We start from the raw sequence: 25,098 nt of genomic DNA on the forward strand, positions 1-25,098 counted from the left end.
GTCGAATAGCGATATTTTAGTTTCGCTTATTCAGGAATAGTGTAATGATGCATATATTTTGCTATCGCATTTGCGCGTCTATTGACATAAGCAGATGGGTTACGTGCATCCCATTCTCTGGGGTTAGGTAATATGGCTATAATCAATGCGGCTTGTTTTTTGGAAAGATTGCTGCCTGTTTTGCTAAAATAATAGGAAGCTGCCGCATCAGCACCATAAACTCCCTGTCCCATTTCAATCACATTGAGATAAACTTCAAGGATGCGTTTCTTGCTCCAGAATGTTTCGATAAGAATAGTAAAGTAGGTCTCGAAGCCTTTTCTTAACCAGGAGCGCCCCGGCCATAGAAAGACATTTTTGGCGACCTGCTGACTGATAGTACTTCCGCCGCGTAATTTCTTTCCCTGTGCATTTTTTTTAATGGCATTCTGAATGCCTTGCATGTCGAATCCCCAGTGTGTCATAAAGTGAGCATCTTCTCCTGCAATGGCTGCTAACTTTAGGTTGTCCGAAAGTTCATCGTAATCCAGCCAGTTTTTTTCCAGTTTAAATCCCTTGCCCTGTTCTTTTAGCTCAAACCCACGTTGAATCATCAACCAAGTGATGGGAGGGTTAATAAACCGCAGGCTAATGACCCAAAAGAGTGAAATACCAATAAAATAAAGGACTACCCGTGTCACAATGCGCAGGATAGGGGATTTTATGGACTTCAATGGGTTGAAGGATTTTTTTTTGAAGGTATTTTGTTGTTTGCTGGACGTATTTTGTTTACCAGATCTTTTGATGGCCATGACTAATTTTTTTCGGATACAAACTTAGCTTATATTCTTGTTTAATGGAAATGATTTTGTCGAGAAGTTGAGTGTATCGTTTGCCAAAGCGACGATATTATCCTATTTTTACGCTTCATAAAAATTGATTTTAAAAGTTGGCAAAAGAAAAGAAAGTAACCCCATTGATGCAACAGTACAATGCGATCAAGATTAAGTATCCTGGAGCGTTGTTGTTGTTCCGTGTTGGCGATTTTTACGAGACCTTTGGTGAGGATGCGATCAAAGCTGCCCAGATTTTGGGCATCGTTTTGACAAAGCGTGGCAATGGCTCGGAATCGGAGACTGCATTGGCTGGTTTTCCCCATCATTCCTTGGAAACCTATCTTCCGAAACTGGTGCGTGCTGGCCAACGGGTGGCGATCTGTGATCAGTTGGAGGACCCGAAGACGACAAAAACAATCGTTAAGCGCGGTGTGACCGAGCTGGTGACCCCTGGAGTCTCCTACAGTGACAATATTGTTCAACAGAAATCGAATAATTATTTAGCATCAATTTTTATCGAAAAGGAGCGGATCGGTATTTCTTTCCTCGATATTTCAACAGGCGAATTTCTGGTTGCTCAAGGTAGTGTGGCCTATATTGATAAATTGCTTCAAGGCTTTAAACCGAGAGAAATTATTCTTTCCAAAAAACAGAGTAAGGATTTTATCGAACAATTCGGATCACATTATTATACCTATTTTCTTGACGAATGGCCTTATACGGGAGACTATGCTACTGAAACGTTATTAAAGCATTTTGAAGTCTCGTCGATGAAAGGATTTGGCGTGGATCGCATGACCGTAGGGGTTGTTGCTGCTGGTGTAGCATTGCATTACCTCAATGAAACCGAGCATCGTAACCTGCAGCACATTTCTACGCTTTCCCGTATTGAAGAGGACCGTTTTATGTGGCTGGATCGTTTTACGATTCGCAATTTGGAATTAATCGGGTCGTTGAATGAAAATGCGGTTACGCTATCCGATGTACTGGATCATACATCCAGTCCAATGGGAGCACGTCTGCTCAAGCGCTGGATCGTGATGCCGCTCAAAGACAGAAAGAGTATTCAGGAGCGATTGAATGTGGTCGATTTCTTTTTCACTAACCGTGACTTACGGGATGAACTGATTTTTCAGATCAAACAGGTGGGCGATCTGGAACGTTTAATTTCCAAGATCGGACTGCAAAAAGCAAATCCGCGGGAAATTGTGCAATTGAAGCGCGCATTATATGCTATTGAGAAATTGAAGGAACTTACAGATCGTAAAGATGCTGATGCTCTTCGGACAATCTCAGATCAGTTAGATGCTTGTGCTGTTATACGTGAAAAAATAGAGCAACAGGTTCAGGCGGAACCTCCTGTCGCAATCAATAAAGGGAGTGTAATCGCGGAAGGGGTGGACCCTGAATTGGATCGATTGCGCAAGATCGCTTTTGGTGGCAAAGATTATCTGCTTGAGATCCAAAAAAGGGAAGCGGAGCTAACAGGGATTCCTTCTTTAAAAATAGCGTTCAATAATGTTTTCGGTTATTATCTGGAGGTCACTAATACACACAAAGATAAGGTTCCGACGACGTGGATCCGTAAACAGACACTGGTGAATGCAGAACGTTACATTACGGAGGAACTTAAAGAATATGAAGAACAGATTCTCGGTGCTGAGGAGAAGATCCAAGCGCTTGAGAATAGATTATATGCTGAGCTATTGGTTGCCATTGCAGAATACATTAAACCTATTCAGCTCAACGCCCAGCTCATAGCTAAGTTGGATGTACTGCTTAACTTTGCTGTTGTAGCGGAGAAAAACTATTATGTAAAACCCGAAGTCAGCGAGAGCAAGATTTTGGATATTAAAGGTGGAAGACACCCTGTCATTGAAAGAAACCTGCCAATAGGTGAGGATTATATTACCAATGATACTTTTTTAGATCCGAAAACACAGCAGATTATTATTATTACGGGCCCTAACATGGCGGGTAAATCGGCGTTGCTCCGTCAGACTGGATTGATCGTGCTAATGGCGCAAATTGGTTGCTTCGTTCCAGCAAAAGAGGCTAAGATTGGCCTGGTTGACAAAATTTTCACCCGTGTAGGTGCTTCGGACAATCTTTCTTCAGGTGAATCTACGTTTATGGTGGAGATGAATGAAACCGCGAGCATCATGAATAATCTATCGGACCGCAGTCTTATTCTTTTGGATGAAATCGGTCGTGGTACAAGCACTTATGACGGTATTTCTATTGCTTGGGCTATTGCCGAGTTTTTACATAATCATCCTGCTGCTAAGGCAAAAACCTTGTTTGCCACGCATTACCATGAATTAAACGAGCTGACTACTTCGCTGGATCGTATAAAAAACTATAATGTAACGGTGAAGGAGGTTAATAACAAAGTTATTTTCTTGCGTAAACTTGTTCCAGGAGGATCAGAGCATAGTTTCGGAATCCATGTGGCAAAGCTCGCTGGAATGCCGCAAAAGTTGCTTAATCGGGCTAACCAAATCTTGAAAAGGCTGGAGCAGGAGCGCACAGGTGGTGAGCAGATTAAAGATAGCATGCGCAAAATCCAAAAACAGGCCTACCAATTGCAGATGTTTTCTATTGATGATCCTGTCTTGAATAAGATCAGGGATATGCTGAATAATCTGGATGTTAATTCGCTTACTCCGGTTGAAGCATTAATGAAATTGGATGAGATACAACGCCTTTTAAAGAATTAAATCTTCCTTTGGGCTTGGACACTTGCTCTCAAGCGGAATTTGTTTTTTCGATTTACATACGCCAGATGATGTTTTTTAATACAAACATCATCTGGCGTATTTTTTTTCTGAAAGTGTCCGATCTTATTGGCCGGAAAGAACCTTCAGCTCGCTTTTATTCCTATTGGTGCCTGCGAAGTCATCAGGTTTTTGAAGGCCATTTGCTTAAAACCTGAAGAATAGCTCCAAGCTTCCGTAATTTGCCTGTATCGGGATCAATACCTTACTGCTTGCATCATAAGGCGTGTAATGATAGCCGAGTTCGAAACCGATGTACTTTTGGTTTTTCATGCGAAATAGGGATGCGAGACCAAGTCCTAAGTGCACATTATTGATGGTTACCATACGATCGGTGTATCCACCATCATAATAATAACCATCCGGATCATAATAACCGGAAGAATAAGCGCTTTCTGTGATGCCGGTATCTGTAATATCTATGCCAAGGATACCTTTTGGAATCAGTATAAATTTGTCGTTGTCAAAAACTTTGTAACCTACAGTACCGCCCATAAATGCGGTCGCTGAAGAATTGACCGAAACATTGGAGCCCTCGTAATTGTAATCAATATTGCGGTCGTTTGAGTTGATGCGTACCTTGAAGCCACCTTCGAAAATAAATTTTCTTTCCAGCGAGCTCATCAGCATAAATCCAAAGTTTATGTTGGTTCCGAAAATTTTGTTGGCTCCGCCTAGCGGGGTGACTACGCCGATTGAAGGAACATAGCCCATTTTGGCTTTCTGTCTATCTCTGTACACTTTGGGGGTTGGAAACCGCTGTTGATTATCTTGTTCGTTAGCTTGTCGGTCTTGTACGGCACTGGCAACTTCAGTATCTGAAAAAAGCTGTAAAATATCTTTTTCCTGATCGGTTAACGTATAACTATCGGAAGCAAGCAGGGCTTTGGCTCTTACTTTTATCAAGCCGTCCAGGGGATGCCTTAATGGCACGAAATTGTATTTTTCCTTATGCTGTTCGTACTGTGTTGAAAAATCGTCCTGGTCTGCCGCATCCAGTCTTTGTAGAAAATTTTTATCGAATTGATTGTCTATATAATGTTTGATCTCTGTTGTGGTATTCTTTTTTTCAATGATGTATATAAGAATACGTAAACGCTGTACAAACTCGTTGGTACCACAGCTAGCTTGTATACTATTGAGTAAAGGATCAATTTTGTCAAAGTCATTGTTGTTCAATGTTTTTGTCAATAAGGGAAGTATTTCAGCTGTATGCCGGTCACAATTCTCTTGTGCATGCAATAGTTTTGTAGGAAGCACACCAATGATGATCAATATTATTAGAGCAAGCTGACGGATATTCATGGCTTATATAGATTTGTTGCTGACTAAATTAGCAAATAAATTGCAGGATACACTGGTTTGTTTGTACCAAAGGTTCTAAAAGTTTTATCTTTGACGTATGGCGTCGATATTTCGGTTTAAACAGTTTGAGGTTGATCAGTCTGACTGTGCAATGAAAATTAACACAGATGGCGTACTGCTGGCTTCCTTGCTGGAAGTAGAAGCTGTGGATCGTGTACTGGACGTAGGTACAGGTACGGGAGTCATTGCATTGATGTTGGCTCAACGGCTCGTAGACAGCAGGGTAGAGGCTGTCGAAATTGACCCTTTGGCTGCTGCGATGGCTAACAGAAACTTCCGTAATTCCATTTTCCAGGAACGTTTAGTGCTGCATGCTTCCTCCTTTCAACAAATGGATGTACAAGGGCATTACGATCTGATCGTGTCAAATCCACCCTTTTATACAGATTCCTTACATAACCCGGATGAACGCAAGAAGCTGGCGCGTCATACCGATCTGGATTTTTTTGCTGAATTGCTGGATTTCGCTGCTCTACGCTTATCGGATCGGGGAAAATTAGTGCTGATCGTTCCAACAGCATTAGCGGAAACGTTGACTAAAATTTCGGCGGAAAGGGGATTATATTGTTCCAGTGAAGTGCAAATAAGCTCTTTTGAAGGGGAATCGGCCATTCGGAAAATCGTTACCTTTGAACGCTTATGTGTTGAACGGCTCGCTCAACGTACGTTTGTTATTTATGCCGCCAAGGGTATTTATTCAGAAGCTTATCGAAATGCCTTGGCACCTTATTTTTTAGCTTTTTAAGTGATGACAAAGATCGGATTACTCTCAGATACACATTCTTTTTTAGATGAAGCTGTATTTACTCATTTTGCAGCCTGCGACGAGATATGGCATGTGGGCGATTTTGGTGATCCTGATGTTGCGGATCGGTTAGCAGCTTTTAAACCACTTCGCGGAGTATACGGAAACATTGATGGTCAAGAAATTCGTTTACAATTTCCAGAAGATTTGAGGTTTAGGTGTGAGGAAGTGGACGTCTTTATGACACATATTGGTGGTTATCCAGGGAAATATGCCGCACGCATAAAAGGGGAATTGATGAAAAATCCACCTAAATTATTTATCACTGGACATTCACATATCCTAAAGGTTATCTTCGACCCCAAGATCCATTGTCTCCATCTCAACCCTGGGGCAGCAGGTAAGCAGGGCTGGCACAAAGTAAGGACATTAATGCGGTTTGAGATCAATAAAGATAAAATTGAGAACCTGGAGGTTATTGAACTCAAAGATCGTTAAGTCACCCAGACTCTTCTTTAGTCTTTTTTATGAATAGACAGCCGGACGATACTTTGGGTAATGGCAAAGAGATCGTGCGGTACATTCGGCTCTAATGTTACTAACATGCCTTTTGTTAGACTGATTTTGCTTCCGTTAACGCCAAAATCAATATTGCCTTCGACAATTTCTACAATAATTGATGCAGCTGTTTTATGCTCCTTTAGATATTGCCCTTCTGCAAAAGCCAAGCGATATTCTTTGCTGCCATTTGTTTCTAGCAGGAGGTCCATTTTGGGTTTTTTGTCCTGAAATGTGACGTTTTGAAAAATAGATGCTGTCTGCATGGTCGTTTTGCTATTATCTGTTGTTGCTAATATATTGTTGATAAAGGTCCTGTAAATAGGTCTGTAAGATCAGGGCGTGGGTATGGATGGTGATGGGGGGGCTTTCATGGCTATATTTATAAAATAACGCTATTACTGATATTAAAATAAATATATGATTTTCAGCTGTAAAATGTGTCAGCTCGTTATCTTATTTGTTCTATAATCGAACGAATTTCCCTCTCGGATAGACGGGAAGAAGTTGGTCAAAACGATGGAAAGTTTCCTATTGCAGGAGTTTTAAAAACAAGTTCACAGGTACTATAGTGAATCACGAACTTCAAGCAGAAAGTTCTTCAACCGCTCCAATGAATCTACAACACGTTGATTTTCTTTTGCCTCAGATTTGTTGTCACGCAGGTAATCACGTGCACCCTGTAGTGTATAACCTTTATCTTTAACCAAATTGAAGATGATCTTTAAATTGGCAATATCTTCTTGCGTAAATAAGCGATTGCCTTTTTTGTTTTTCTTAGGTTGTAGAATGTCAAATTCACGCTCATAAAAACGTATTTGGGACGCATTTACATCAAACATTTCTGTAACTTCTCCCATTGTATAATACAATTTATTTATTTCACGCTCTTTGTACGGCATATCTTCACGATTAATCTATAGCAAACTTAATAAAAATTCCAATTCAAAAAGAAATTTTTGCGATCTCTTATCTGATCAGGTACTGACCGGGAGGGGTATCGTACAATTCTGAGAAGCCAATAATAATTGTGTATAAAGGTAAATTTTTCTAAGTTTGACTAGTTTGAAAACGGTCTTGACATCCTATATGATTATAGTTAGCAAATTTTGGACGAATTTCTTCTCTTTTGGAAAAGCCAATGCAATTACTATTTATCCTTTTATCTTTCTGAAAAGTACCTTTTTTAAACAGCAGGACGACTTGATTCGTCATGAGCGTATACATTTGCGACAGGCGCTTGAATTAGGTATTCTCTTTTTCTATGTATGGTATCTCATAGAATTTGCCGTTCATTTTATTCAATTTAGAGATTTTGATAAAGCTTACCGGCGTATTTCTTTCGAGCGGGAGGCGTATGACAGGGAGGGCGAAACAGATTATTTGTCCAAAAGAAAAATATGGGCTTTTTGGCGATATCTTTAAAAGGATGGTCTATTCAACCCTGCCATAAAAGCCTCATAAGGTCACAGGCTCAACAGTTATGAGCTGAATTGAAGCCGCTTTCTAGCGGATAAAAGAGATACCTTCAGAAAAGAAAGCGGTGCCAAGAGTATTCTTGGCACCGCTTTCTTTTTTATTTTGAGGATGATTATCCCACTAATTTAAGATAAGTAGCTACTTTGTTTTTTAACTGTCTACGGTCGACAATGAAATCCAAAAATCCATGCTCAAGAACGAATTCTGAAGTCTGGAATCCTTTTGGAAGATCCTTTTTGATTGTTTCTTTAATGACACGTGGTCCTGCAAATCCGATTAATGCTCCCGGTTCTGCAATATTTACATCACCTAACATCGCGTAAGATGCTGTAACTCCTCCTGTGGTAGGGTCTGTCAATAAACAAACGTAAGGAAGTCCTGCCTTTGCCAATAATGCTAATTTAGCCGAAGTTTTAGCCATTTGCATCAATGAAAATGCGGCTTCCATCATACGTGCACCTCCTGATTTGGAGATTAGCATAAATGGAATTTTATGCTCAATACAGTAATCTATTGAACGTGCGATTTTTTCACCAACGACAGATCCCATTGATCCGCCGATGAAACTAAAGTCCATACAAGCAATAACAATGTCTTGACCATTCATTTTTCCATGGCCAGAACGTAAAGCATCTTTCAGGCCTGTTTTGGCTTGACTTTCCTTTAAACGTTCAGGGTATGGCTTTGAATCGAAAAATTCTAATGGATCACCAGAATTTAGATTAGGGAATAGTTCTGTAAATTCGTTATTGTCAAATAAAATTGAAAAATATTCTTTGGAGCCAATTCTTAAGTGGTGGCCACAATATTGACAAACATAGTCGTTTTCTACTTGTTCAAGATGCAACAATGGTTTTTTACATGTGGGACATTTGTTCCACATACCATCAGGTGCTTCTTTTTTATTAGCGGTAGCTGTGCTAATACCAGCTTTTTCTCTTTTAAACCAACTCATACGATAGTTCTTATTCGATTACAAACTTATATAAATTTGCTTTTATATACAATTATAATTGTGTTGAATGTACATGCCAAGCGATTAAAACTCCTTGTGTAGCAGGGCTTCTATAAATAGGGGAAATGCGGGTAACAATTGGGATATATAAGATATTTAGCTGATTATTAGGTTAGAATTGAATTTTGGACCGGAGGATTAGTCAAAAAAATGGGCATAAAAAAAGGGTAAGCTACTCCTATCGCACCGCTCAACCAAATACCCTTGCTTTGTTCCCAACCTGGGGGAGTCAATGGGAGCTGGTCGTAGAAGACTTACCCGCCACAAAAGTAGAAAAAAAAACAGTTTTAGGAAAGAAAAAATGCTATTTTATCTTATGCTGCTGATTATCATTGCAATAAATTATATTTAGGAGCTGCTCTTAGCGCTTTTTTATGATGGAAAATAGTGGGTATCCGTGTAAATCCGCTAAAAATGGTGTAAAATAAGTGCTTGACGAAGTCCATTGGTTGTAATTGTTCTTTTGAAAACGTCGGAAGTAGTATAATCTAGTTTATAGGAGATCGACTTTGAATAGGCTGAATAGTCTAGTTTCCCTTATTCAAAATCGATCTCATTTTTTGGACTACATTTTTTCTTGATTGTATTCGCCCAATAGGGAATAATAGCCAAATAAGCCGAGTCCTATGGAGATTATGGGAGTTAAAATGCACAGGATAATGATGCCAAATACCAGATCTTCCTGATGTCCCGTTGAAATCTTTGGCAGGGCCAGTTCAAAAATGGAGAAATAGGCAGTAAACAATGCTAAAACGATCCAAATTATGCCGAGGAATTTTTTGAGATTATTCATGTGTTGGGGGAGTTGATTTGTTGTTGATATAGATACTGCCAATGATAAAACATACAATGGCAATGATAATAGGGTACCATAAACCTGCAAGATAGAATTGCGGAGTAGCGGATGCTTCGGCATTTGTCGTTAAGTACGTCGATACAGCTGGTAGGAGCCCGCCGAATATTCCATTTCCAACATGATAGGGCAAGGACATGGAGGTGTAGCGGATCTTTACAGGAAATAGTTCAACAAGAAATGCCGCAATGGGCCCGTACACCATTGTAATATAAATCACTTGTATAAAGATCAGCAGGACGAGCAGCATATAGTTCTTCCCTGCAAGATGGACTGTGGTTTTGGTCATTGGCTGTCCCTTGAGTTTTCCTGACTGATGTATCATGCTGGTTCTTGTAACTTCTGTCTGGTCCTCATATTGAGTCTTGGTGATCGAAATAGTTTCCGTTGATTGCGGCCCGCTGGGGGCCTCCGTTGTTTCGTTCACCTTGACTTTCTGTTCTGCATTGGACAGTTGGTACATGGATTCGTATATAGGTCGATAAGTCAATACGGCAAGTAACATCCCACCGAGCATGATCCATTTTCGTCCAACTTTGTCACTAAGCCACCCAAATACGACAAAAAAAGGAGTTCCCAAAAGTAATGCGATACCAAGAATCGTATCGGCCTGGTCAGATTGAAGATGCATGACCGTCTTCATGAAACTCATCGAGTAAAACTGTCCGGTATACCAAACAACCCCCTGTCCCATGGCTGCGCCAAAAAGTGCGAGCAGGACAAATTTGAGGTTATAGCGGTTACCAAAGCTTTCTTTTAGTGGATTTGCACTTGTTTTTCCTTCCGCTTTGGCCTTGCTAAATTCGGGTGATTCCTTCATCTTCTTACGAATAAGATAGGAAACGTATACCATGACTAAAGATAGGAGGAAGGGAACCCGCCATCCCCAAGAATCAAATTGTGATTCGCTGAGAAATCCTTTGGTCAGGAGGATGACAACGAGTGATATAAAAAGGCCAAAAGTAGCAGTGGTTTGTATCCATGATGTCCAATAGCCCCGCTGGCCCAATGGGGCATGTTCGGCGACGTAAGTTGCCGCACCGCCATATTCTCCTCCTAGGGCAAGACCTTGCAAGAGACGAAGGATCAGCACCAGCAGCGGGGCCCAAAACCCAATACTCGCATAGCTGGGGATACAACCTATGAGAAATGTTGCTCCGCCCATGAGCATTAAAGTAACCATAAATGTATATTTTCGACCGATAATATCACCTAGTCGCCCAAAAAATAGGCGCCAAATGGCCGGACAACAAATCCTGCGGCAAATGTAGCTAAGGTGGAAAGAAAAGCCGCAGTTGGATTGTCTGCAGGAAAAAACTTAGTGGAGATGACAATGGAAAGGCTGCCAAAGATAAAAAAGTCGTACCATTCAATCAGTGTTCCCATGGAGGATGCTCCGATGACTTTCCAGATACTTTTTGTATTGTTTTCGTTCATTAATTGTTGGTTTTTGTTGTTGGTTTATGGTTTAGTTCACTTATTTTAGAGGTAGCATATGCTATTTTACCACAGAGGGGCCATTAGAATGCGAGGGGCCTTGGTCCTTTGACAAGATTTAATTTTTTTGAACTTCGGCCAGTCCGACTGTTCTATATCGTTTACCGGGCAGGGCGTGAATGAATGACTGCATTTCGAGCTCCAATAGGATCAGTGCCAATTTACTTTGTGGCCATTTTGTAAGTTCAATCATGTGGTCTATTTCTAATTGTCCTTTTTGCTGAATGAGTGTGAAAAGGAGTTGCTGGTCTTTCGTCAGCGTTAACGGAAGGCTAAGCTGTTGGTCAACGGTTTTTGTGCTGATTTCCCAATTCATGAGGTATTCGAGATCCTGAAGCCCTCGAATCATATGAGCACGGTTGGTTTTGATGAGGTAGTTGGTGCCTTCGGAACTTTTTTCATAAATGGAGCCGGGGAAGGCACATACATCACGGTTGTAGCTGTTGGCTATTTCTGCAGTAATTAAAGCACCACCTTTAATGGCTGCCTCCACGACAATGGTGACATCTGCCATTCCTGCAATGATGCGATTGCGCATAGGGAAGTTACTGCGTTCGGGTAAAGTGTTGGATGTGAACTCCGTCAGTAGACCGCCATGGTCTACCATTTTTGCGGCAAGCTCACGATGGGAATTTGGATAGATTCGATCTAAGCCATGTCCAAGTACGGCAACGGTAGACAGATTATTTTTTAGCGCATTGCGATGTGCTAGTGCGTCAATTCCATATGCGAGACCACTAACGATTAAGGTGTCTTTGGATTCATGCATCGCCTCCAGCAAATCTTCACATATTTTCTGACCATAGTGGGTGGCATGCCTTGTGCCAACGATACTAATTACCTTTGTTTTGTTAAGGGGCTGATTTCCCTTATAATATAAAACGATAGGGGCATCTTCACATTGCCGAAGCCGATGGGGATAATTTTCGTCTTCCAAAAACAGTGCTTGTATTTGGTGTTTTTCTATAAAGGCGAGTTCTTTTTCGCAGGCTGGCATATAACTTTTATTGGATATTGCTTCTGCTATCGACTCTCGTATCCCAAGGACTTGCATCAAATCTTTTTTTGAATAGGTGAACAAGTCTGCTAACTTGTAACCTTTTTCAAGGATGTTACGCGCTGTTCTAGGGCCAATGCCCTTGATTTTTGTCAAAGCTATGGGATAAATTAGTTTCATAATTGGGTTTATTTAAAGATAAGAAAAATATAACTAGCTGTCGTACTTTTTGTTAGAATTGCTCTCGGACGCTGTAGTTTTAATGGAATCAGCCAACCCCATTGAGCAGATATATGCTCTTTGTTGAAAAGCTTATGTATTGCTGTTGAACCCAGCAGAATTCCTATGGCCTGGATGATACACTATGAGACGAAATGTTGGCCTATTTTAGAAAGAAAGAGGAGGAATTGGTAACTTTGATTGATTAATGATATTTTGACTATGGAAATGAAGGAACCTTTTGATATCGAATTGGGGGATGTAGTTTATTCTGTTTTCCCTGAGGAAGAAGATACATATGTTATTTTTAAAGATGGCGTAGAATACGTAAAGATTATTAAAGACAATGATACAAACTGGCTGAAACTGAATCCAGAAACGGAGCTTCCTATGTTCGGTATGGATGAGGAAATTAATCTAATTGGCCTAGAAATTAAAAAAGAGTTGGGTCTTTAGTTTGTTTTAGTTAAAGATAGTTAAAGCCCTTTTAACTTTATTTATAGTTGGTTATTTTAGTTTATCAATTATAAATATGGTACGTATTGGCTTTCTATCTTTATTGTTTTTCTGTATTTACTTTTCATTATATCGGCCGGGAGTTTTTGCCTATCCAGCGGAATATTACCATGAGGATACCATTGGGAAAAAAGGAAGTCCAAAAGATACTTTACGTTTGGATACTGTTTCGATCAAACGCAAATCAGCGGGGGATAAATGGGAAGAAAAAAAGGAGGAGTATAAGTCGATCTTTTTCTGGGGCGATACGAAAAATATGGTGACCTTGCCTCACCAGGGGGGAATTGCTGTCAATCTGAACAAGCTTTACAATAAATTTAGTCGAAAGGGACGGAATTCGAGAAAGCTTCAGCGTCAGTTTGAAAAAGAATATCAGCAGGATCTGATTCGCGAGGAATGGTATCCATTGACACAGGAATACAGTAAGTTGTCGGGAGATTCGTTGCGTAAATTTAGGATATATTATGAGCCTTCCTTAAAATGGCTTCGAGAGAATGATCGCTACGAGAAGATTGCTTATATCCATAAGTGTTTAACAAACTACCTCGATTCTGTAGACATTATCCATAGGCGACTTCAGTTTCCTATGGGTAATGCCAAACTTTAACTACATCGGTACGTAGACCAGATATTTTGTTTCAAAGAAGTCTTCTTTAAAGTAGCCTGAAAGCGGGTGTAATTCTGCTTTGAGCTTAGATTCTTTGATCTCTTCGGTGAGATCTCCGCCTTTCAAGTAAAGAATTCCATTAGGAATCCCGTTTTTATCTTTTTTTGCGAATTTATTCTGTATCCACGGCGTAAATTCGCCAAGTCTTGTCACGGCACGTGATATGACAAAATCATATTTGTCGTCGAGTTGTTCTGCGCGAATATGATCTGCTTCAACATTCTGGAGACCGAGGCCAGCGGCAACTTCACGTACGACTTTAATTTTTTTGCCGATAGAATCGACCAAATGGAATTTGACTTCAGGAAACATAATGGCCATTGGGATACCTGGAAAGCCTCCTCCGGTCCCCACATCCAAAATTTGTGTTCCTGGCGCGAGCTCTTGGACAAATTTGGCAATACCTAGCGAGTGTAACACATGGTGCAGGTAGAGGCTATCGATGTCTTTACGCGAAATGACATTGATTTGGCTATTCCAAAATGTATAGAGGTCGGCAAGTTTTGCAAACTGTTCTTTTTGAATATCCGTTAATTTTGGAAAATAGTTATAGATGATATCAACTGTTGGATTCAAAGCTTCGTATTTTAAAAGTGAATTATTTCCAGCTTATTTTTTTCTTTTTTCTGCTGAAGATGCCATTGATGCAAATATAGAAATAGTAGATGAAGTCTACCAAAGGCAGCCACCAAATCAGTTCCTTTACTTCTAGTTTTTTATAGATGTTGGCAAATATTATCCATTGTGCAATTAGCCTTAGGAGGTAGGCTGTAACAGGAACATACCAGTACATTGGAAAGGCAATTGCTGTTGCGATAAGTGCTATGTAAAAGCAGACTGCCGATACCAGCTGGGTGCCCAGCATGCGCTGATGTCGCTTTTTGTAAATAGTAGAGGCGCCTGAGTGTCTTGCTTTTTGCTTGTAATAGCTCTTCCAGGTCGCTTTGGGTTCTGAATAGACAATGGATTCGGCTGCCAGTGCAATATTAACGTTGGTCGGATTTGCATTTTGGTTGACAAAAAGATCATCATCGCCCGATTTAATATGCATATGGGCAGCGAATCCTTTGTTACGAAAGAAAAGGTCTTTTTTGTAAGCCATGTTACGCCCTACTCCCATATAGGCATCTCCCTTTAATGCATAGGAGAAGTAACTCATGGCGGTATGGCTGGTTTCAAATCGAATCAATAGATTTAGTAAGCTTTTTTTCTTAAAATACGGAGAATAACCTAATACAATTTCTGTTTCTGGTCTGAAAGCTGCTGCAATTTCTTTGAGCCATTGATCAGATTGTGGCGCACAATCCGCATCGGTAAACACCAGTGTCTGGTGCTTTGATGCTTTGATCCCCATACTGACTGCAAACTTTTTACCATGTTTCAAGCGAATATGCTCTTTGATATCCACAATTTTTAAATGGGGATATTTTGCTTCAAACTCATGCAATATCCAAGGCGTATTGTCTGTCGAGAAGTCATTGACAACAATTACTTCAAAATTGGGATAGTCTTGATTCAGTATACTTGGGAGGAATTCAGGAATATTATCCTGTTCATTGTGTGCACAAATAATAACGGATAGCGGTGGGAATTCAGTTCCTTCTTGTACAGGTTCAAGTTGATAACTAGTCAATTTACTATATACAAATAAGATGTAGTACAATTGTATCAATAGGAAAAGACCCAATACTCCGAAAGCAATATATGGAAGATTGGCCAAAAATACGTGAAGGTCAAGCATAGCTCACAAAGATAAGTGCTTTCCGCAACTTTTTTATAGGGGAAAAATGATAATTTATTTTTGAAACATCCTGTTTGCAAATCTTTTTATAGTATTTTTGCAACGTATTCTAGGGATGAATCCGAGCTTGGGTGGAAATTAGGAAAGCTATAGCGACTTTTTAAGTTTCAACTAGTTGAAAATGAGTTTTTAATTTTTTTTACTCAAATTGCCGATAGCGCCATATCCATGGCGAATCATCCTTTAAAATAGAAATAGTCTCAGAGGAAAAATATTAATGAAATTTACGCTACAAGCACAAGATAAGTTGTCAAAAGCACGTGCAGGTGTTGTCGAAACTGCACACGGTCCCATTCAAACACCTATTTTTATGCCTGTTGGTACGGCAGGTACAGTGAAAGCAATTCATCAACATGAATTGAAGAACGATATTGAAGCACAGATTATTCTGGGTAATACGTACCACCTCTATTTACGTCCAGGGTTGAATGTATTGAATAAAGCCGGCGGATTGCATAAATTTAATGGTTGGGATCGACCTATTTTAACGGATTCTGGTGGTTATCAGGTGTATTCGTTGACGGAAGTACGTAAGATCAAAGAAGAAGGGGTTACCTTTCGTTCCCATATCGATGGATCAAAACACCTATTTACACCAGAAAATGTAATGGATACGCAGCGTATTATCGGTGCGGACATCATTATGGCATTTGATGAGTGTACGCCTTATCCATGTGATTATGGGTATGCACGTCGTTCTTTGGATATGACCCATCGTTGGCTGAAACGTTGTGTGGATCGTTTTGATAGCACAGATCCGCTATATGGATATGATCAGACTTTGTTTCCGATCGTTCAAGGATCTGTTTACAAAGATTTAAGGATAAAATCTGCGGAGACTATTGCTTCGTTTAACCGCGAAGGAAATGCGATCGGTGGATTGTCGGTAGGTGAACCTGCGGAAGAAATGTATGCTATGACCGAAGTTGTCTGTGATATTTTACCGCATGACAAGCCACGTTATCTCATGGGGGTGGGAACACCGGTAAATATTCTTGAAAATATTGCCTTAGGGGTGGATATGTTCGATTGCGTTATGCCAACCCGTAATGCTAGAAATGGCATGCTTTTCACACAAAATGGTATTATCAATATCAAAAATGAAAAGTGGAAAGACGATTTTTCACCAATAGAAGCGGAGAGTGATCTGCATGCGGATCAATTTTATTCGAAGGCTTATCTAAGGCATTTGATTAAGTCGCAGGAAATTCTTGGGGCACAAATTGCTTCTTTACATAATTTACATTTTTACCTTTGGTTGGTTAATCAGGCTAGGGAGCGAATCATTGATGGAACGTTCTACGATTGGAAAAACAAAATGGTGAAAATATTGGATCAACGTTTGTAGAACTAAAGCTCAACTAAAAAATGCTGTCGTTAATCGATCGTTACATTATCAAAAAGTATCTAAGTACTTTTTTATTCACTATGGCCATATTTACTGTCGTCATGGTGGTTTTTGACGTGTCCGAACGATTGGATGATTTTTTAAAATATCATGCTCCTCTCGATAAGATTATTTTTGAGTATTATGCTGGATTTATTCCTTTTTACCTAAATTTTCTTTGTCCGCTGATCAACTTTATTGCGGTTATTTTCTTTACATCGAAGATGGCGGACCAAACTGAAATTGTCCCGATTCTAAGCGCAGGATATAGCTTCAACCGTCTGCTTCGTCCTTACATGATCGCTGCAACTTTAATCTTTATCGTTTCTCTGGTATTCAATATTTTTATTATTCCAAATACCAATAAGATGAAGGTTGATTTTGAAAATATCTATGTAAAACCACCCAAAGACAACTCGAGGGTTTCTACCCACATGCAGTTGGACAAAAACAGCTATGTTTATATAGATAATTTTGATAATACAACCAAAACTGGATACGGCTTTGTCCTTGAAATTTTTAAAGGGGATACCCTCAAGGAAAAAATGATGGCCGACCGTATTACCTGGGACTCGGTGGCCACAAAGTGGAAGATCGAAGGGTATACCAATCGTATTATCAATGGACTACATGAACGCATGGACAAAGGTGCCGTTAAAGACACAACCTTGGATATGAAACCTTCGGATTTTGAGGTACGTGATAATATGTTTACAGCCATGGATACACGCGAATTAAATATTCGTATCCATAAGGAGGAGATCAGAGGAACCGGAGTCATGAACGATTTATTACTTGAGAAATACAAACGTTATGTGTATCCATTTTCAGCTTTTGTACTGACCTTGATGGGCGTGGCTCTGTCATCCAAGAAAGTGCGTGGGGGAATAGGATTGAGTCTTGGTATCGGTATCGCGCTAAGTTTTACGTACATCGTCTTTATACAGTTTGCAAACATGTTTTCTTTGAAAGGGGGACTGCCACCGTTGATAGCCGTATTAATTCCGAATGTTACCTTCTTAATCGTAGCAATATACCTGGCGATAAAAGCGCCAAAATAATTTTTTGTTCAGTTTTCAATAAATCAGTGAGCTTGCCTTATAAAGGGAAATAATAGGTATTGCTCATCATTTCTATATACATCTATTCTAGCGAATATGACTAAAATTAAATTAAATCGGAATATTCTAATTCTGCATTTAACAATACTTATTTGGGGATTTACCGGAATTTTGGGTAGTCTGATTTCCGTATCTGCTCTTCATTTAGTGTGGTATCGTGTTGCAATAGCGTCTATCGCGCTGTTGATCTATTTCTTGCTAACCAAACAGTCTATCGTAGTTTCGCGGAAACAATTTCTCCAATTTTTTATGGTAGGGGCTGTTGTTGGACTGCATTGGGTATTATTTTTTTATTCGATCAAAGTATCTACGGTATCAGTGACATTGGTTACGCTATCCTCTGTGACTTTATTTACGGCAATATTGGAGCCTATTGTGAATAAAAAGCGCATTGCGCTGTTGGATATTGTTGTTGGTATGGTAATTATTATCGGTATTTATACCATCTTTTCTTTTGAAACACATTACCTCATTGGTCTGTTGGCGGGACTTGGGTGTGCGTTTTGCGCGAGTATATTTTCAATCGCCAACGCGCGCATGGTTAAAAAATCGAGCCCAACCCTGATTACGTTCTATGAGATGATGGGAGCATGCTTCTGGATCAGTATATTGATGTTGTTTACAGGAGAGTTCAATGCTGAAATGCGCTTGGGACAGCAAGATTTAATCTATCTTTTGTTGTTAGGGGTTGTTTGTACTGCTGTGGCCTATGTCATGGGCGTTGCCGTCATGAAGGAGTTGTCAGCCTTTACCGTTGCGCTGACAACCAACCTGGAGCCTGTTTACGGTATTCTATTGGCGATGTTGATCTTTGGACAGAAGGAGACCATGAGCGGCGGCTTTTATCTTGGAGCCTGTATTGTTCTGGGGGCTGTATTCACTTACCCTTATGTAAAGACCAAATTGGAAAATAGACAAAAAGATCTTATCGTCCGGAAATTACATTAAACAAAATAGGCAAGTCAAATGACTGGCTTGCCTATTTTGTTGACTATAGGTTATTGAAATGAAAACTCGCCAATCCCTACACTGCGTTCTTTATTGCGGTCCAGATAGATCGTAACAATTTTTCGTTCCTGCTTTCCACTGCTATAGTAGGTATAGATTTCAGCCATGACCGCTGCTGGACCTGCAAGGGTCAGGGAACCATCGTTAAAGAAATCAACTTCAATTTTGTATTTTCCCTTCAATGCTTTTTTCAATAAAAACTGTTCAGGGCCATAGCCGCCAGTAAAGTCATTGCTGAGCCTTCCTCCAATGGCTGTGGCAGGATTACTATAAAAGCATTTTTCTTGATTTGGATCAGTTACCCAAAGGTCGATATCCGTGTTTTGTGAATTCCAGTTGATGACAACTCGAATGTCAACCGGTAGGTCTGCAATCAATTTTTTGTCCACTCCTAGGGTAGAGCCTGCCGATTTGTTTGCCTTAATGAGATTATTGATTTCCATAACCAATGTTTCTTCAATACCGTCATCGCGGTCGGCAGCTTCCGGGGAGTAGCTCTGGGTCAAAATCCCATATAATTGTTCTAGTGCTTCCTTGAACATACCTTTGTCCTGTAAGACAAGGGCATAATCACGGTGGCTTTGTGGATCCATTGGACGCCATTTTAATACCTTAGCCGTAATGAACAGTGCATTGTCGTAATCTCCCCATTCCCGTAACTTATAGGAGATGGTTTTGTAGAGATCTGCATTTTCAATTTGTAAGTCTGCGAGTGCACTTAAGATGAGTAAGGCTTTGTCTCGATCTCCTCTTTTGAAAAAGAAGTTTGCGACATCAAAATAAAAAGTTGGCGTTCCCATATACTGATTCCGAAGTTGGAGATAGCTTTTGTAAGGATCTTTGGATTGAATAAGGCCCTGTAAATAGGCTTGGTCTTCTTTAATTTCGGGGATGCTGATTTTTCCGCGTATGTTAGCGGTGGCGTTGGCAGTTTGTATGCCAGCTACACGTCCTTCTAAGGATTGAACAACAGCGAATTCCTGAAGAACGTCCTCAGATGCGGCCGCCCTCGCCAGTTCGCCGGTTGTTGCATGGGCAGTGCTTGCATTGCCGGTTGCCGAGATGCTTTTCGCTGAGGTTCCGTCAGATGAACGCGATTCTAAGACTAGTGTAGGAGCTGCAGGACTAGCTGCGGGACGCGACGGACTGGGTGTAACTGGAGCAACACCGGTAGCCATCTCTTCAGCAACGGCAGGTTCTGGAATTCGAATCAATTTTTTACGCTCTGGATATTTCTTTTTTTGCTGAAAATCGGTATTCCACCAGGACCGAAGCTGTTTGGTAATGTCTTGAGCCTGATCCAACAAGTCTGCTACACGTTCTTCCTTTGCTATACGTTCTTCTTTTATGAGCCGATTAAATTCGGAAAGCAATTCGGCAGGTGGAGTTATTGCATAACGTATGTAATCTTCTGCAGTTTCCAGTACAATTAAGCTGGTATTTCGGGTAACAATACCGAACTGTTTACCAAGGGTTTCAATTTCTTCACGATTGTCTTCGTACTGAAGATCCAGCGCTTCAATTTTCTTTTGTGCCCAGATTTGCTGTAGATCAATTTCACCATGGTCAGGTTGCAGCGCTATACTAATTTCTTGTGGTGCTTGCTGCCCATCTCCTACAAGTACTGTGAGCTGCTTCAGTCCTGGACGTTTCCCTATGCCTGCGATAGAAAAATTGGTTTGTATCGGGGCGCCTTTTTGAGGATAAACTTCCTCAAAATCATTTTTTTCTTTTATCCCAAGGTAAATAAGGTCTATTGTATTTAGATTATGATACGCTTCAGTTATTGAGGTATTGACTAAATTGATCATCTTTCCAATATGTTTCTGGGCGATTTGTTTTAGGACACCATAGTCCGATCCACTGGATGAAGTAATGCAATAGACTGGATTGTCAAGGCTCATTTTACTTTGACCGAATGTAGAAAGTCCGTCGCTAAACAGCAGGTAATTGCTGGCCTGTATTACACCGGCCTTTATTTGGCTATAATCTGTACCGCCATCGTAATCAATTCCTTTGATGTAGTTTTTGAGATCATTCCAATTACCTTGACTTACCTGAAACGTATGCCCTTTTACAAAGCGGATGTTCAATAAGCCCAGATCAACAGTCATATTGGGGTTTTCTTTAAAGAAGAGATCTAATAGCGCGAGTTCCTTTTCGATATCTCTATTTTTACTGCTGAGCGAACGGTCCCATATAATTCCAATGCTGTGCCCCCATTTTTTCTGAGCAGGTTTTACGGAGTTGACGTTTGCATTGGCAAGAAAATAAAAGGTATTGTCATTATTTGCCTGAAATAGACCTGATGTTTCCCTGTTGTCTGTCGGCAGTTGAATGACTAAATTTCGCTGGGATTTAAACTGTTGTTTATGTAAAGAAGCTGTATAATTTTTATTTTGTTGTGAGAATGCCAAAGAACCATCTGGTTTTTCTGTGAAATCTGGCTTATGTGTATCCTGAAAGACATGAATATCCAAGGCGAAATTTTCCATGGGGGACGTATAGTTTAAGGGTAGATGGTAGTAACGAGCCTGATCGGATGCTGTTGTCAGATTTTCCGAATAGCTGATCTGAATGGTGCGCTTCCCATTCGCTGGTAGTGGGTAAATTCGAGTTCGAAAATTATTTCCCTCGACTTTTTCCAATAGTCCTGGATCGACCCTACGTGTTTCTATACTTTCAAATACTTCGGTACCTTTATTTTTATCGACTGGAACTGCCTGGCGTAATTTACCGTTGATATCTAGGGCGTAGCCGCTCACGGAGACGTCTTCCGGCATAGGGAATGTCAGTTCGCCCTCGAGATCGCGATTGGTCTTATTGTCGAAGATCATTGTCATCGTCGTTTTGGCAATATTTCCAAAGATGACGACATCTACTTTGAGATCTGCCAACATCACCTTGTTTTGCTGGCCATTGTCATTTTTAATTTTTAAGCTGGGTATTTCGCGTGTAGTTCTGATCTGAGATTTCGTATCCACATTGGAAAATACCAAAATTATGAAAAGGGCAATTATGATCTTTTTCATCTTTCTATGTTTAGTAGGTGAGGTCCGTGAATACATCGATGGTTCGCGGCACAATTAGCTGTTATTTTTCTAGTGATGCACGAAAATTCAAAATTCCATAACCGCGGGTATTTAATTTTTATAGGGTGCTTTTTGCGATAGATGCAGTTTATTTAAACTTATGTTAATGATTGGCTAATATCTAGCAATTATGTTTGCATCAGTATTCGGACAGCCGGTCAAGCCTAGATTATTTAGACTAACATTACTGTTTTATCAGATATGCTAGGCAACAGAAATAGAATTTGGTTATTGGAATAAACCTGAACAGCAGTAAGCATTATTTAAAAATTTGAACAGATGAAAAAAATATACAGTGTACTGGGGATGGCCCTATTGTGTGCTTCATGTAGTAAAGATGATGTGTCGCAGATTATTGACCCGATTGTGGAATTGACCTATCCCCAAAAGGCAATAGCAACAGACCCAAAAGTATTAAGTGATATTAATGGTGTAAAAGTGTATAATGGAGGCTATGGGTCATCGATGGTCCAAGATCCTACTGATAAATCCATATTTTATCTTTTAACTGATCGGGGACCGAATATTGATGGAACTGAAAGTGATAGCAAAGTATTTGCTACTCCAGCATTTGCGCCACAGATCGGTAAATTTAGGTTAAAGGATAATACGCTGACATTGGAGTCTGTTATCGAATTAAAAAATAAAGATGGCGTGAAATTGAATGGTCTGCCAAATCCTGAAGGAAAGGGTGGTTCTGGGGAAAAAGCATTGGGGGTTGATGGTAAAGATCTAGGGAAAAGTGAGGATGGAATCGATTCCGAGGGACTAGCAAGGGCTGCGGATGGTACTTGGTGGGTCAGTGACGAATATGGACCACATATTGTTCACTTTGACGTTTCGGGAAAAGAAATCGAACGGATTAATCCTTGGTCTACGGGCAAAAAGTTGCCTTTGGTATTTGCCAAACGTCGTCCTAATCGCGGAATGGAAGGATTGACGCTTACACCAGACGGTAAAACACTGGTCGGAATCATGCAATTTCCACTGTATAATCCATCTAAAGATGCGATTAAAAATTCGTTGGCAATCCGTATTGTTACGCTGGATATTGCGAGCGGCGCCACGAAACAATATGTCTATATGATGGAGCGTACCGATTTGCAGGCTGTGAGTGAAATCGCTGCCGTGAGCAATTCAACATTTATTGTCTTGGAACGTGATGGGGAATACGCGACAGAAGCAACTCGTTCTACTGTATTTAAGAGAATTTATAAAATAGATCTTTCTGGCGCAACAGATATCTCAGATGCGAATAATACCGCAAACGGGAAATTATTTGACGGTAAAACTGTCGAGGAACTCAAAGACGCGGCTACATTGGCTAAATATAATATTAAACCAGTCAATAAAACGTTGGTTGCCGATTTAATGACTGACATCAAGGAATTGTATCCGCATGATAAAGCAGAAGGCTTGGCTGTTATTAATCCATCCCTGATTGCGGTATGTAATGATGATGATTTTGGGGTAACCGGAAAAGGTTTCTATGAGTCGAAAATATTGCCTTACATAAAGACTGTAGATAAGAATAGCATTTATTTTGTTAAGCTTAAGGACCCATTGAAATAGGGACTAATAACTGATTATAAAAAGGTCCGTTGAGAATTCAACGGACCTTTTTATAATTTTATACTGTTCACGCTTTTGCTCTTATCGCTAAAGATTATACGGTGGCTTGGTGTACCACTTGTATGACCTCTCTGTTGAGCGCGGCCTACTTTTAAGCATTTATTGTGGTCAGGAAGTCTTTGCTTTCAAGCTCTGAATAACCCATTAGGTATTCATCGACTTTTCGAGCACATTCGCGTCCTTCGGAAATGGCCCAAACAACAAGCGATTGGCCTTTACGGCAGTCTCCGGCAGTGAAGATGTTATCAATTGTCGTTTGGTAGTCTTTGTCATTTGCGAGGATATTTCCTTTTTCATCTACACGAACACCTAACTGTTCTAAGAGCGTATGTTCAGTATGTTGATAACCAATAGCCAGTAATACGAGGTCTGCCGGTATTTCACGGATCTCGGATTCTCCTAAGCGGGTTCTTTTTCCAAATTCATCAACTTCGTATTGAACTTCCTTGATTTTTACTCCCTTAATATGACCATTTTCGTCTTGGACAAATTCCTGGGTTTCTGTAGCCCAAAGTCTTTCACAGCCTTCTTCTTGGGAAGAGGAGGTTCCGAATGTGAGCTTGTCCATCGGCCAAGGATTGTTCTTTAGGCGATGTGTAGATGGTGTAGGTTTGCGGGCAATCTGTGTGATACTTTTTGCACGATGACGATTGGATGTACCAATACAGTCTGATCCGGTATCACCGTCACCGATGACAACAACATGTTTGTCTGTTGCCAAGATGCGGTCTTGTTCGATAGCTATTCCGCTTACTTCTTTATTCTGTTGGGTCAAAAAGTCCATAGCGAAATGTATGCCTTTAGCTTCATGTCCCGGCAATTGCATATGCCAAGGAACGGTTGAGCCGGTGGCCAATATAACTGCATCATAAGCTTTTAATTCATAAAAGCTGATGTCTTTGCCAACTTCTGTATTGACCTTGAATTCTATTCCCGATTCTTTCATGAGATTGACACGGCGATCGATCACCGATTTTTCTAATTTAAAATCCGGAATACCGTAGCGGAGTAAACCTCCAACCTGGTCATCACGTTCGAAGACGATAACATCGTGTCCAGCCTTATTGAGCTGAGCGGCAGCCGCTAGTCCTGCTGGACCAGAGCCCACGACAGCGACGCGTTTGCCTGTTTTTAAATAGCTTTTATGTGCTTTGACATAGCCTTTTTTGAAAGCGATCTCAATAATATGTTTCTCAATCTCTTCAATAGTAATCGGACTGCTATGTATACCTAATACACATGCCGATTCGCAAGGTGCCGGACATATCCTGCCTGTAAATTCGGGGAAGTTATTGGTGGAGGACAAAATCTGATAGGCCTCTTCCCATTTTCCATCGTATACGGCATCGTTAAATTCAGGGATAACATTGCCCAGTGGGCAACCTGAATGGCAAAATGGAATGCCGCAATCCATACAGCGTGCAGCTTGCTTATTGAGCTCATTCTCTGAATATCCTTTATTGAATTCCTTAAAGTGCTTTACGCGACCTTCCACAGCTTCTTTTGTCGGAAGCACGCGCTCAAATTCTTTAAAACCTGTAATTTTTCCCATGA

Annotated in this window: 21 protein-coding genes, 1 other RNA gene and 1 pseudogene; 10 read left to right on the forward strand and 13 right to left on the reverse strand. The window is 40.4% G+C overall.

Features of this window, described 5'->3' with window-relative positions:
- Positions 1-26: 26 nt before the first annotated feature.
- Positions 27-791, reverse strand: a complete 765-nt coding sequence (gene mtgA, locus ACLCDV_RS03695) for a monofunctional biosynthetic peptidoglycan transglycosylase (RefSeq protein WP_070560704.1) — start codon at positions 789-791, stop codon at positions 27-29.
- A 137-nt stretch (positions 792-928) separates the two neighbouring features.
- On the opposite strand from mtgA, the gene mutS reads away from it, so the two are divergent.
- Positions 929-3,535 (forward strand): DNA mismatch repair protein MutS, encoded by a 2,607-nt coding sequence (mutS, locus tag ACLCDV_RS03700; protein WP_411972936.1) that lies wholly within the window; start codon positions 929-931, stop codon positions 3,533-3,535.
- Between the two features lie 204 nt (positions 3,536-3,739).
- Here mutS and ACLCDV_RS03705 read toward each other — a convergent pair whose 3' ends face one another.
- The gene (locus ACLCDV_RS03705) at positions 3,740-4,897 is read right to left on the reverse strand and encodes a hypothetical protein (RefSeq protein WP_317668404.1); all 1,158 of its coding nucleotides are present in this window, start codon (positions 4,895-4,897) and stop codon (positions 3,740-3,742) included.
- A 97-nt stretch (positions 4,898-4,994) separates the two neighbouring features.
- On the opposite strand from ACLCDV_RS03705, the gene ACLCDV_RS03710 reads away from it, so the two are divergent.
- Both ACLCDV_RS03710 and ACLCDV_RS03715 read left to right on the forward strand, forming a co-directional pair.
- Complete coding sequence (locus tag ACLCDV_RS03710) at positions 4,995-5,702, forward strand: tRNA1(Val) (adenine(37)-N6)-methyltransferase (protein WP_411972937.1); 708 nt, start codon at positions 4,995-4,997, stop codon at positions 5,700-5,702.
- A 3-nt stretch (positions 5,703-5,705) separates the two neighbouring features.
- A complete protein-coding gene (locus ACLCDV_RS03715; RefSeq protein WP_088160241.1) occupies positions 5,706-6,200 on the forward strand; it encodes a metallophosphoesterase family protein in 495 nt (164 codons plus the stop codon).
- A gap of 17 nt (positions 6,201-6,217) precedes the next feature.
- Here ACLCDV_RS03715 and ACLCDV_RS03720 read toward each other — a convergent pair whose 3' ends face one another.
- On the reverse strand, positions 6,218-6,526 hold the full coding sequence (locus ACLCDV_RS03720; RefSeq protein ID WP_120333520.1) for a cupin domain-containing protein: 309 nt from the start codon (positions 6,524-6,526) through the stop codon (positions 6,218-6,220).
- Between the two features lie 300 nt (positions 6,527-6,826).
- A complete protein-coding gene (locus ACLCDV_RS03725; protein ID WP_046674120.1) occupies positions 6,827-7,162 on the reverse strand; it encodes a MerR family transcriptional regulator in 336 nt (111 codons plus the stop codon).
- Positions 7,163-7,349: 187 nt separating this feature from the next.
- On the opposite strand from ACLCDV_RS03725, the gene ACLCDV_RS03730 reads away from it, so the two are divergent.
- On the forward strand, positions 7,350-7,685 hold the full coding sequence (locus ACLCDV_RS03730) for a hypothetical protein (RefSeq protein ID WP_201666327.1): 336 nt from the start codon (positions 7,350-7,352) through the stop codon (positions 7,683-7,685).
- 166 nt (positions 7,686-7,851) lie between these two features.
- Here the strand turns inward: ACLCDV_RS03730 and accD are convergent, their stop codons facing one another.
- The 5 genes and pseudogenes from accD to dprA form a co-directional block, all read right to left on the reverse strand.
- On the reverse strand, positions 7,852-8,694 hold the full coding sequence (gene accD, locus ACLCDV_RS03735; RefSeq protein ID WP_088160245.1) for an acetyl-CoA carboxylase, carboxyltransferase subunit beta: 843 nt from the start codon (positions 8,692-8,694) through the stop codon (positions 7,852-7,854).
- Between the two features lie 222 nt (positions 8,695-8,916).
- Positions 8,917-9,014, reverse strand: an RNA gene (ffs, locus tag ACLCDV_RS03740) — signal recognition particle sRNA small type.
- A gap of 305 nt (positions 9,015-9,319) precedes the next feature.
- Positions 9,320-9,547 (reverse strand): DUF6814 family protein, encoded by a 228-nt coding sequence (locus tag ACLCDV_RS03745; RefSeq protein WP_201666325.1) that lies wholly within the window; start codon positions 9,545-9,547, stop codon positions 9,320-9,322.
- A pseudogene (locus ACLCDV_RS03750) lies at positions 9,540-11,044 on the reverse strand (MFS transporter). Before ACLCDV_RS03750 ends, ACLCDV_RS03745 begins: the two are co-directional and overlap by 8 nt.
- Positions 11,045-11,162: 118 nt before the next feature.
- Positions 11,163-12,281 carry a DNA-processing protein DprA gene (dprA, locus tag ACLCDV_RS03755; RefSeq protein WP_336830015.1) on the reverse strand — a complete coding sequence of 373 codons (1,119 nt, stop codon included), beginning with the start codon at positions 12,279-12,281 and terminating at the stop codon, positions 11,163-11,165.
- A 261-nt stretch (positions 12,282-12,542) separates the two neighbouring features.
- Between dprA and ACLCDV_RS03760 the strand changes: the two genes are divergently transcribed.
- Both ACLCDV_RS03760 and ACLCDV_RS03765 read left to right on the forward strand, forming a co-directional pair.
- A complete protein-coding gene (locus ACLCDV_RS03760) occupies positions 12,543-12,776 on the forward strand; it encodes a hypothetical protein (RefSeq protein WP_293905108.1) in 234 nt (77 codons plus the stop codon).
- 76 nt (positions 12,777-12,852) lie between these two features.
- Positions 12,853-13,443, forward strand: coding sequence for a hypothetical protein (locus ACLCDV_RS03765; protein WP_411972938.1), 591 nt, complete (start codon positions 12,853-12,855; stop codon positions 13,441-13,443).
- On the opposite strand, the gene rsmG is transcribed toward ACLCDV_RS03765, so the two are convergent.
- Both rsmG and ACLCDV_RS03775 read right to left on the reverse strand, forming a co-directional pair.
- Positions 13,444-14,079 carry a 16S rRNA (guanine(527)-N(7))-methyltransferase RsmG gene (gene rsmG, locus ACLCDV_RS03770; RefSeq protein ID WP_411972939.1) on the reverse strand — a complete coding sequence of 212 codons (636 nt, stop codon included), beginning with the start codon at positions 14,077-14,079 and terminating at the stop codon, positions 13,444-13,446.
- A 22-nt stretch (positions 14,080-14,101) separates the two neighbouring features.
- Positions 14,102-15,244, reverse strand: coding sequence for a glycosyltransferase (locus ACLCDV_RS03775; RefSeq protein WP_317668398.1), 1,143 nt, complete (start codon positions 15,242-15,244; stop codon positions 14,102-14,104).
- 277 nt (positions 15,245-15,521) lie between these two features.
- On the opposite strand from ACLCDV_RS03775, the gene tgt reads away from it, so the two are divergent.
- The 3 genes from tgt to ACLCDV_RS03790 all read left to right on the forward strand — a co-directional run bounded on the left by tgt (position 15,522) and on the right by ACLCDV_RS03790 (position 18,760).
- A complete protein-coding gene (gene tgt / locus ACLCDV_RS03780) occupies positions 15,522-16,652 on the forward strand; it encodes a tRNA guanosine(34) transglycosylase Tgt (protein WP_075991063.1) in 1,131 nt (376 codons plus the stop codon).
- A gap of 23 nt (positions 16,653-16,675) precedes the next feature.
- Positions 16,676-17,752 carry an LptF/LptG family permease gene (locus ACLCDV_RS03785; RefSeq protein ID WP_411567696.1) on the forward strand — a complete coding sequence of 359 codons (1,077 nt, stop codon included), beginning with the start codon at positions 16,676-16,678 and terminating at the stop codon, positions 17,750-17,752.
- 96 nt (positions 17,753-17,848) lie between these two features.
- Positions 17,849-18,760, forward strand: coding sequence for a DMT family transporter (locus ACLCDV_RS03790; protein ID WP_317668396.1), 912 nt, complete (start codon positions 17,849-17,851; stop codon positions 18,758-18,760).
- Between the two features lie 50 nt (positions 18,761-18,810).
- Here ACLCDV_RS03790 and ACLCDV_RS03795 read toward each other — a convergent pair whose 3' ends face one another.
- Positions 18,811-21,852 carry a VIT domain-containing protein gene (locus tag ACLCDV_RS03795; protein ID WP_411972940.1) on the reverse strand — a complete coding sequence of 1,014 codons (3,042 nt, stop codon included), beginning with the start codon at positions 21,850-21,852 and terminating at the stop codon, positions 18,811-18,813.
- Between the two features lie 339 nt (positions 21,853-22,191).
- Between ACLCDV_RS03795 and ACLCDV_RS03800 the strand changes: the two genes are divergently transcribed.
- A complete protein-coding gene (locus ACLCDV_RS03800; RefSeq protein ID WP_336830010.1) occupies positions 22,192-23,484 on the forward strand; it encodes an esterase-like activity of phytase family protein in 1,293 nt (430 codons plus the stop codon).
- Positions 23,485-23,635: 151 nt separating this feature from the next.
- On the opposite strand, the gene ACLCDV_RS03805 is transcribed toward ACLCDV_RS03800, so the two are convergent.
- Positions 23,636-25,096 (reverse strand): glutamate synthase subunit beta, encoded by a 1,461-nt coding sequence (locus tag ACLCDV_RS03805; protein WP_333576253.1) that lies wholly within the window; start codon positions 25,094-25,096, stop codon positions 23,636-23,638.
- Positions 25,097-25,098: the final 2 nt, after the last annotated feature.

Source organism: Sphingobacterium sp. Lzh-3 (assembly GCF_046764375.1).
In the GTDB taxonomy this organism is placed as follows: domain Bacteria; phylum Bacteroidota; class Bacteroidia; order Sphingobacteriales; family Sphingobacteriaceae; genus Sphingobacterium.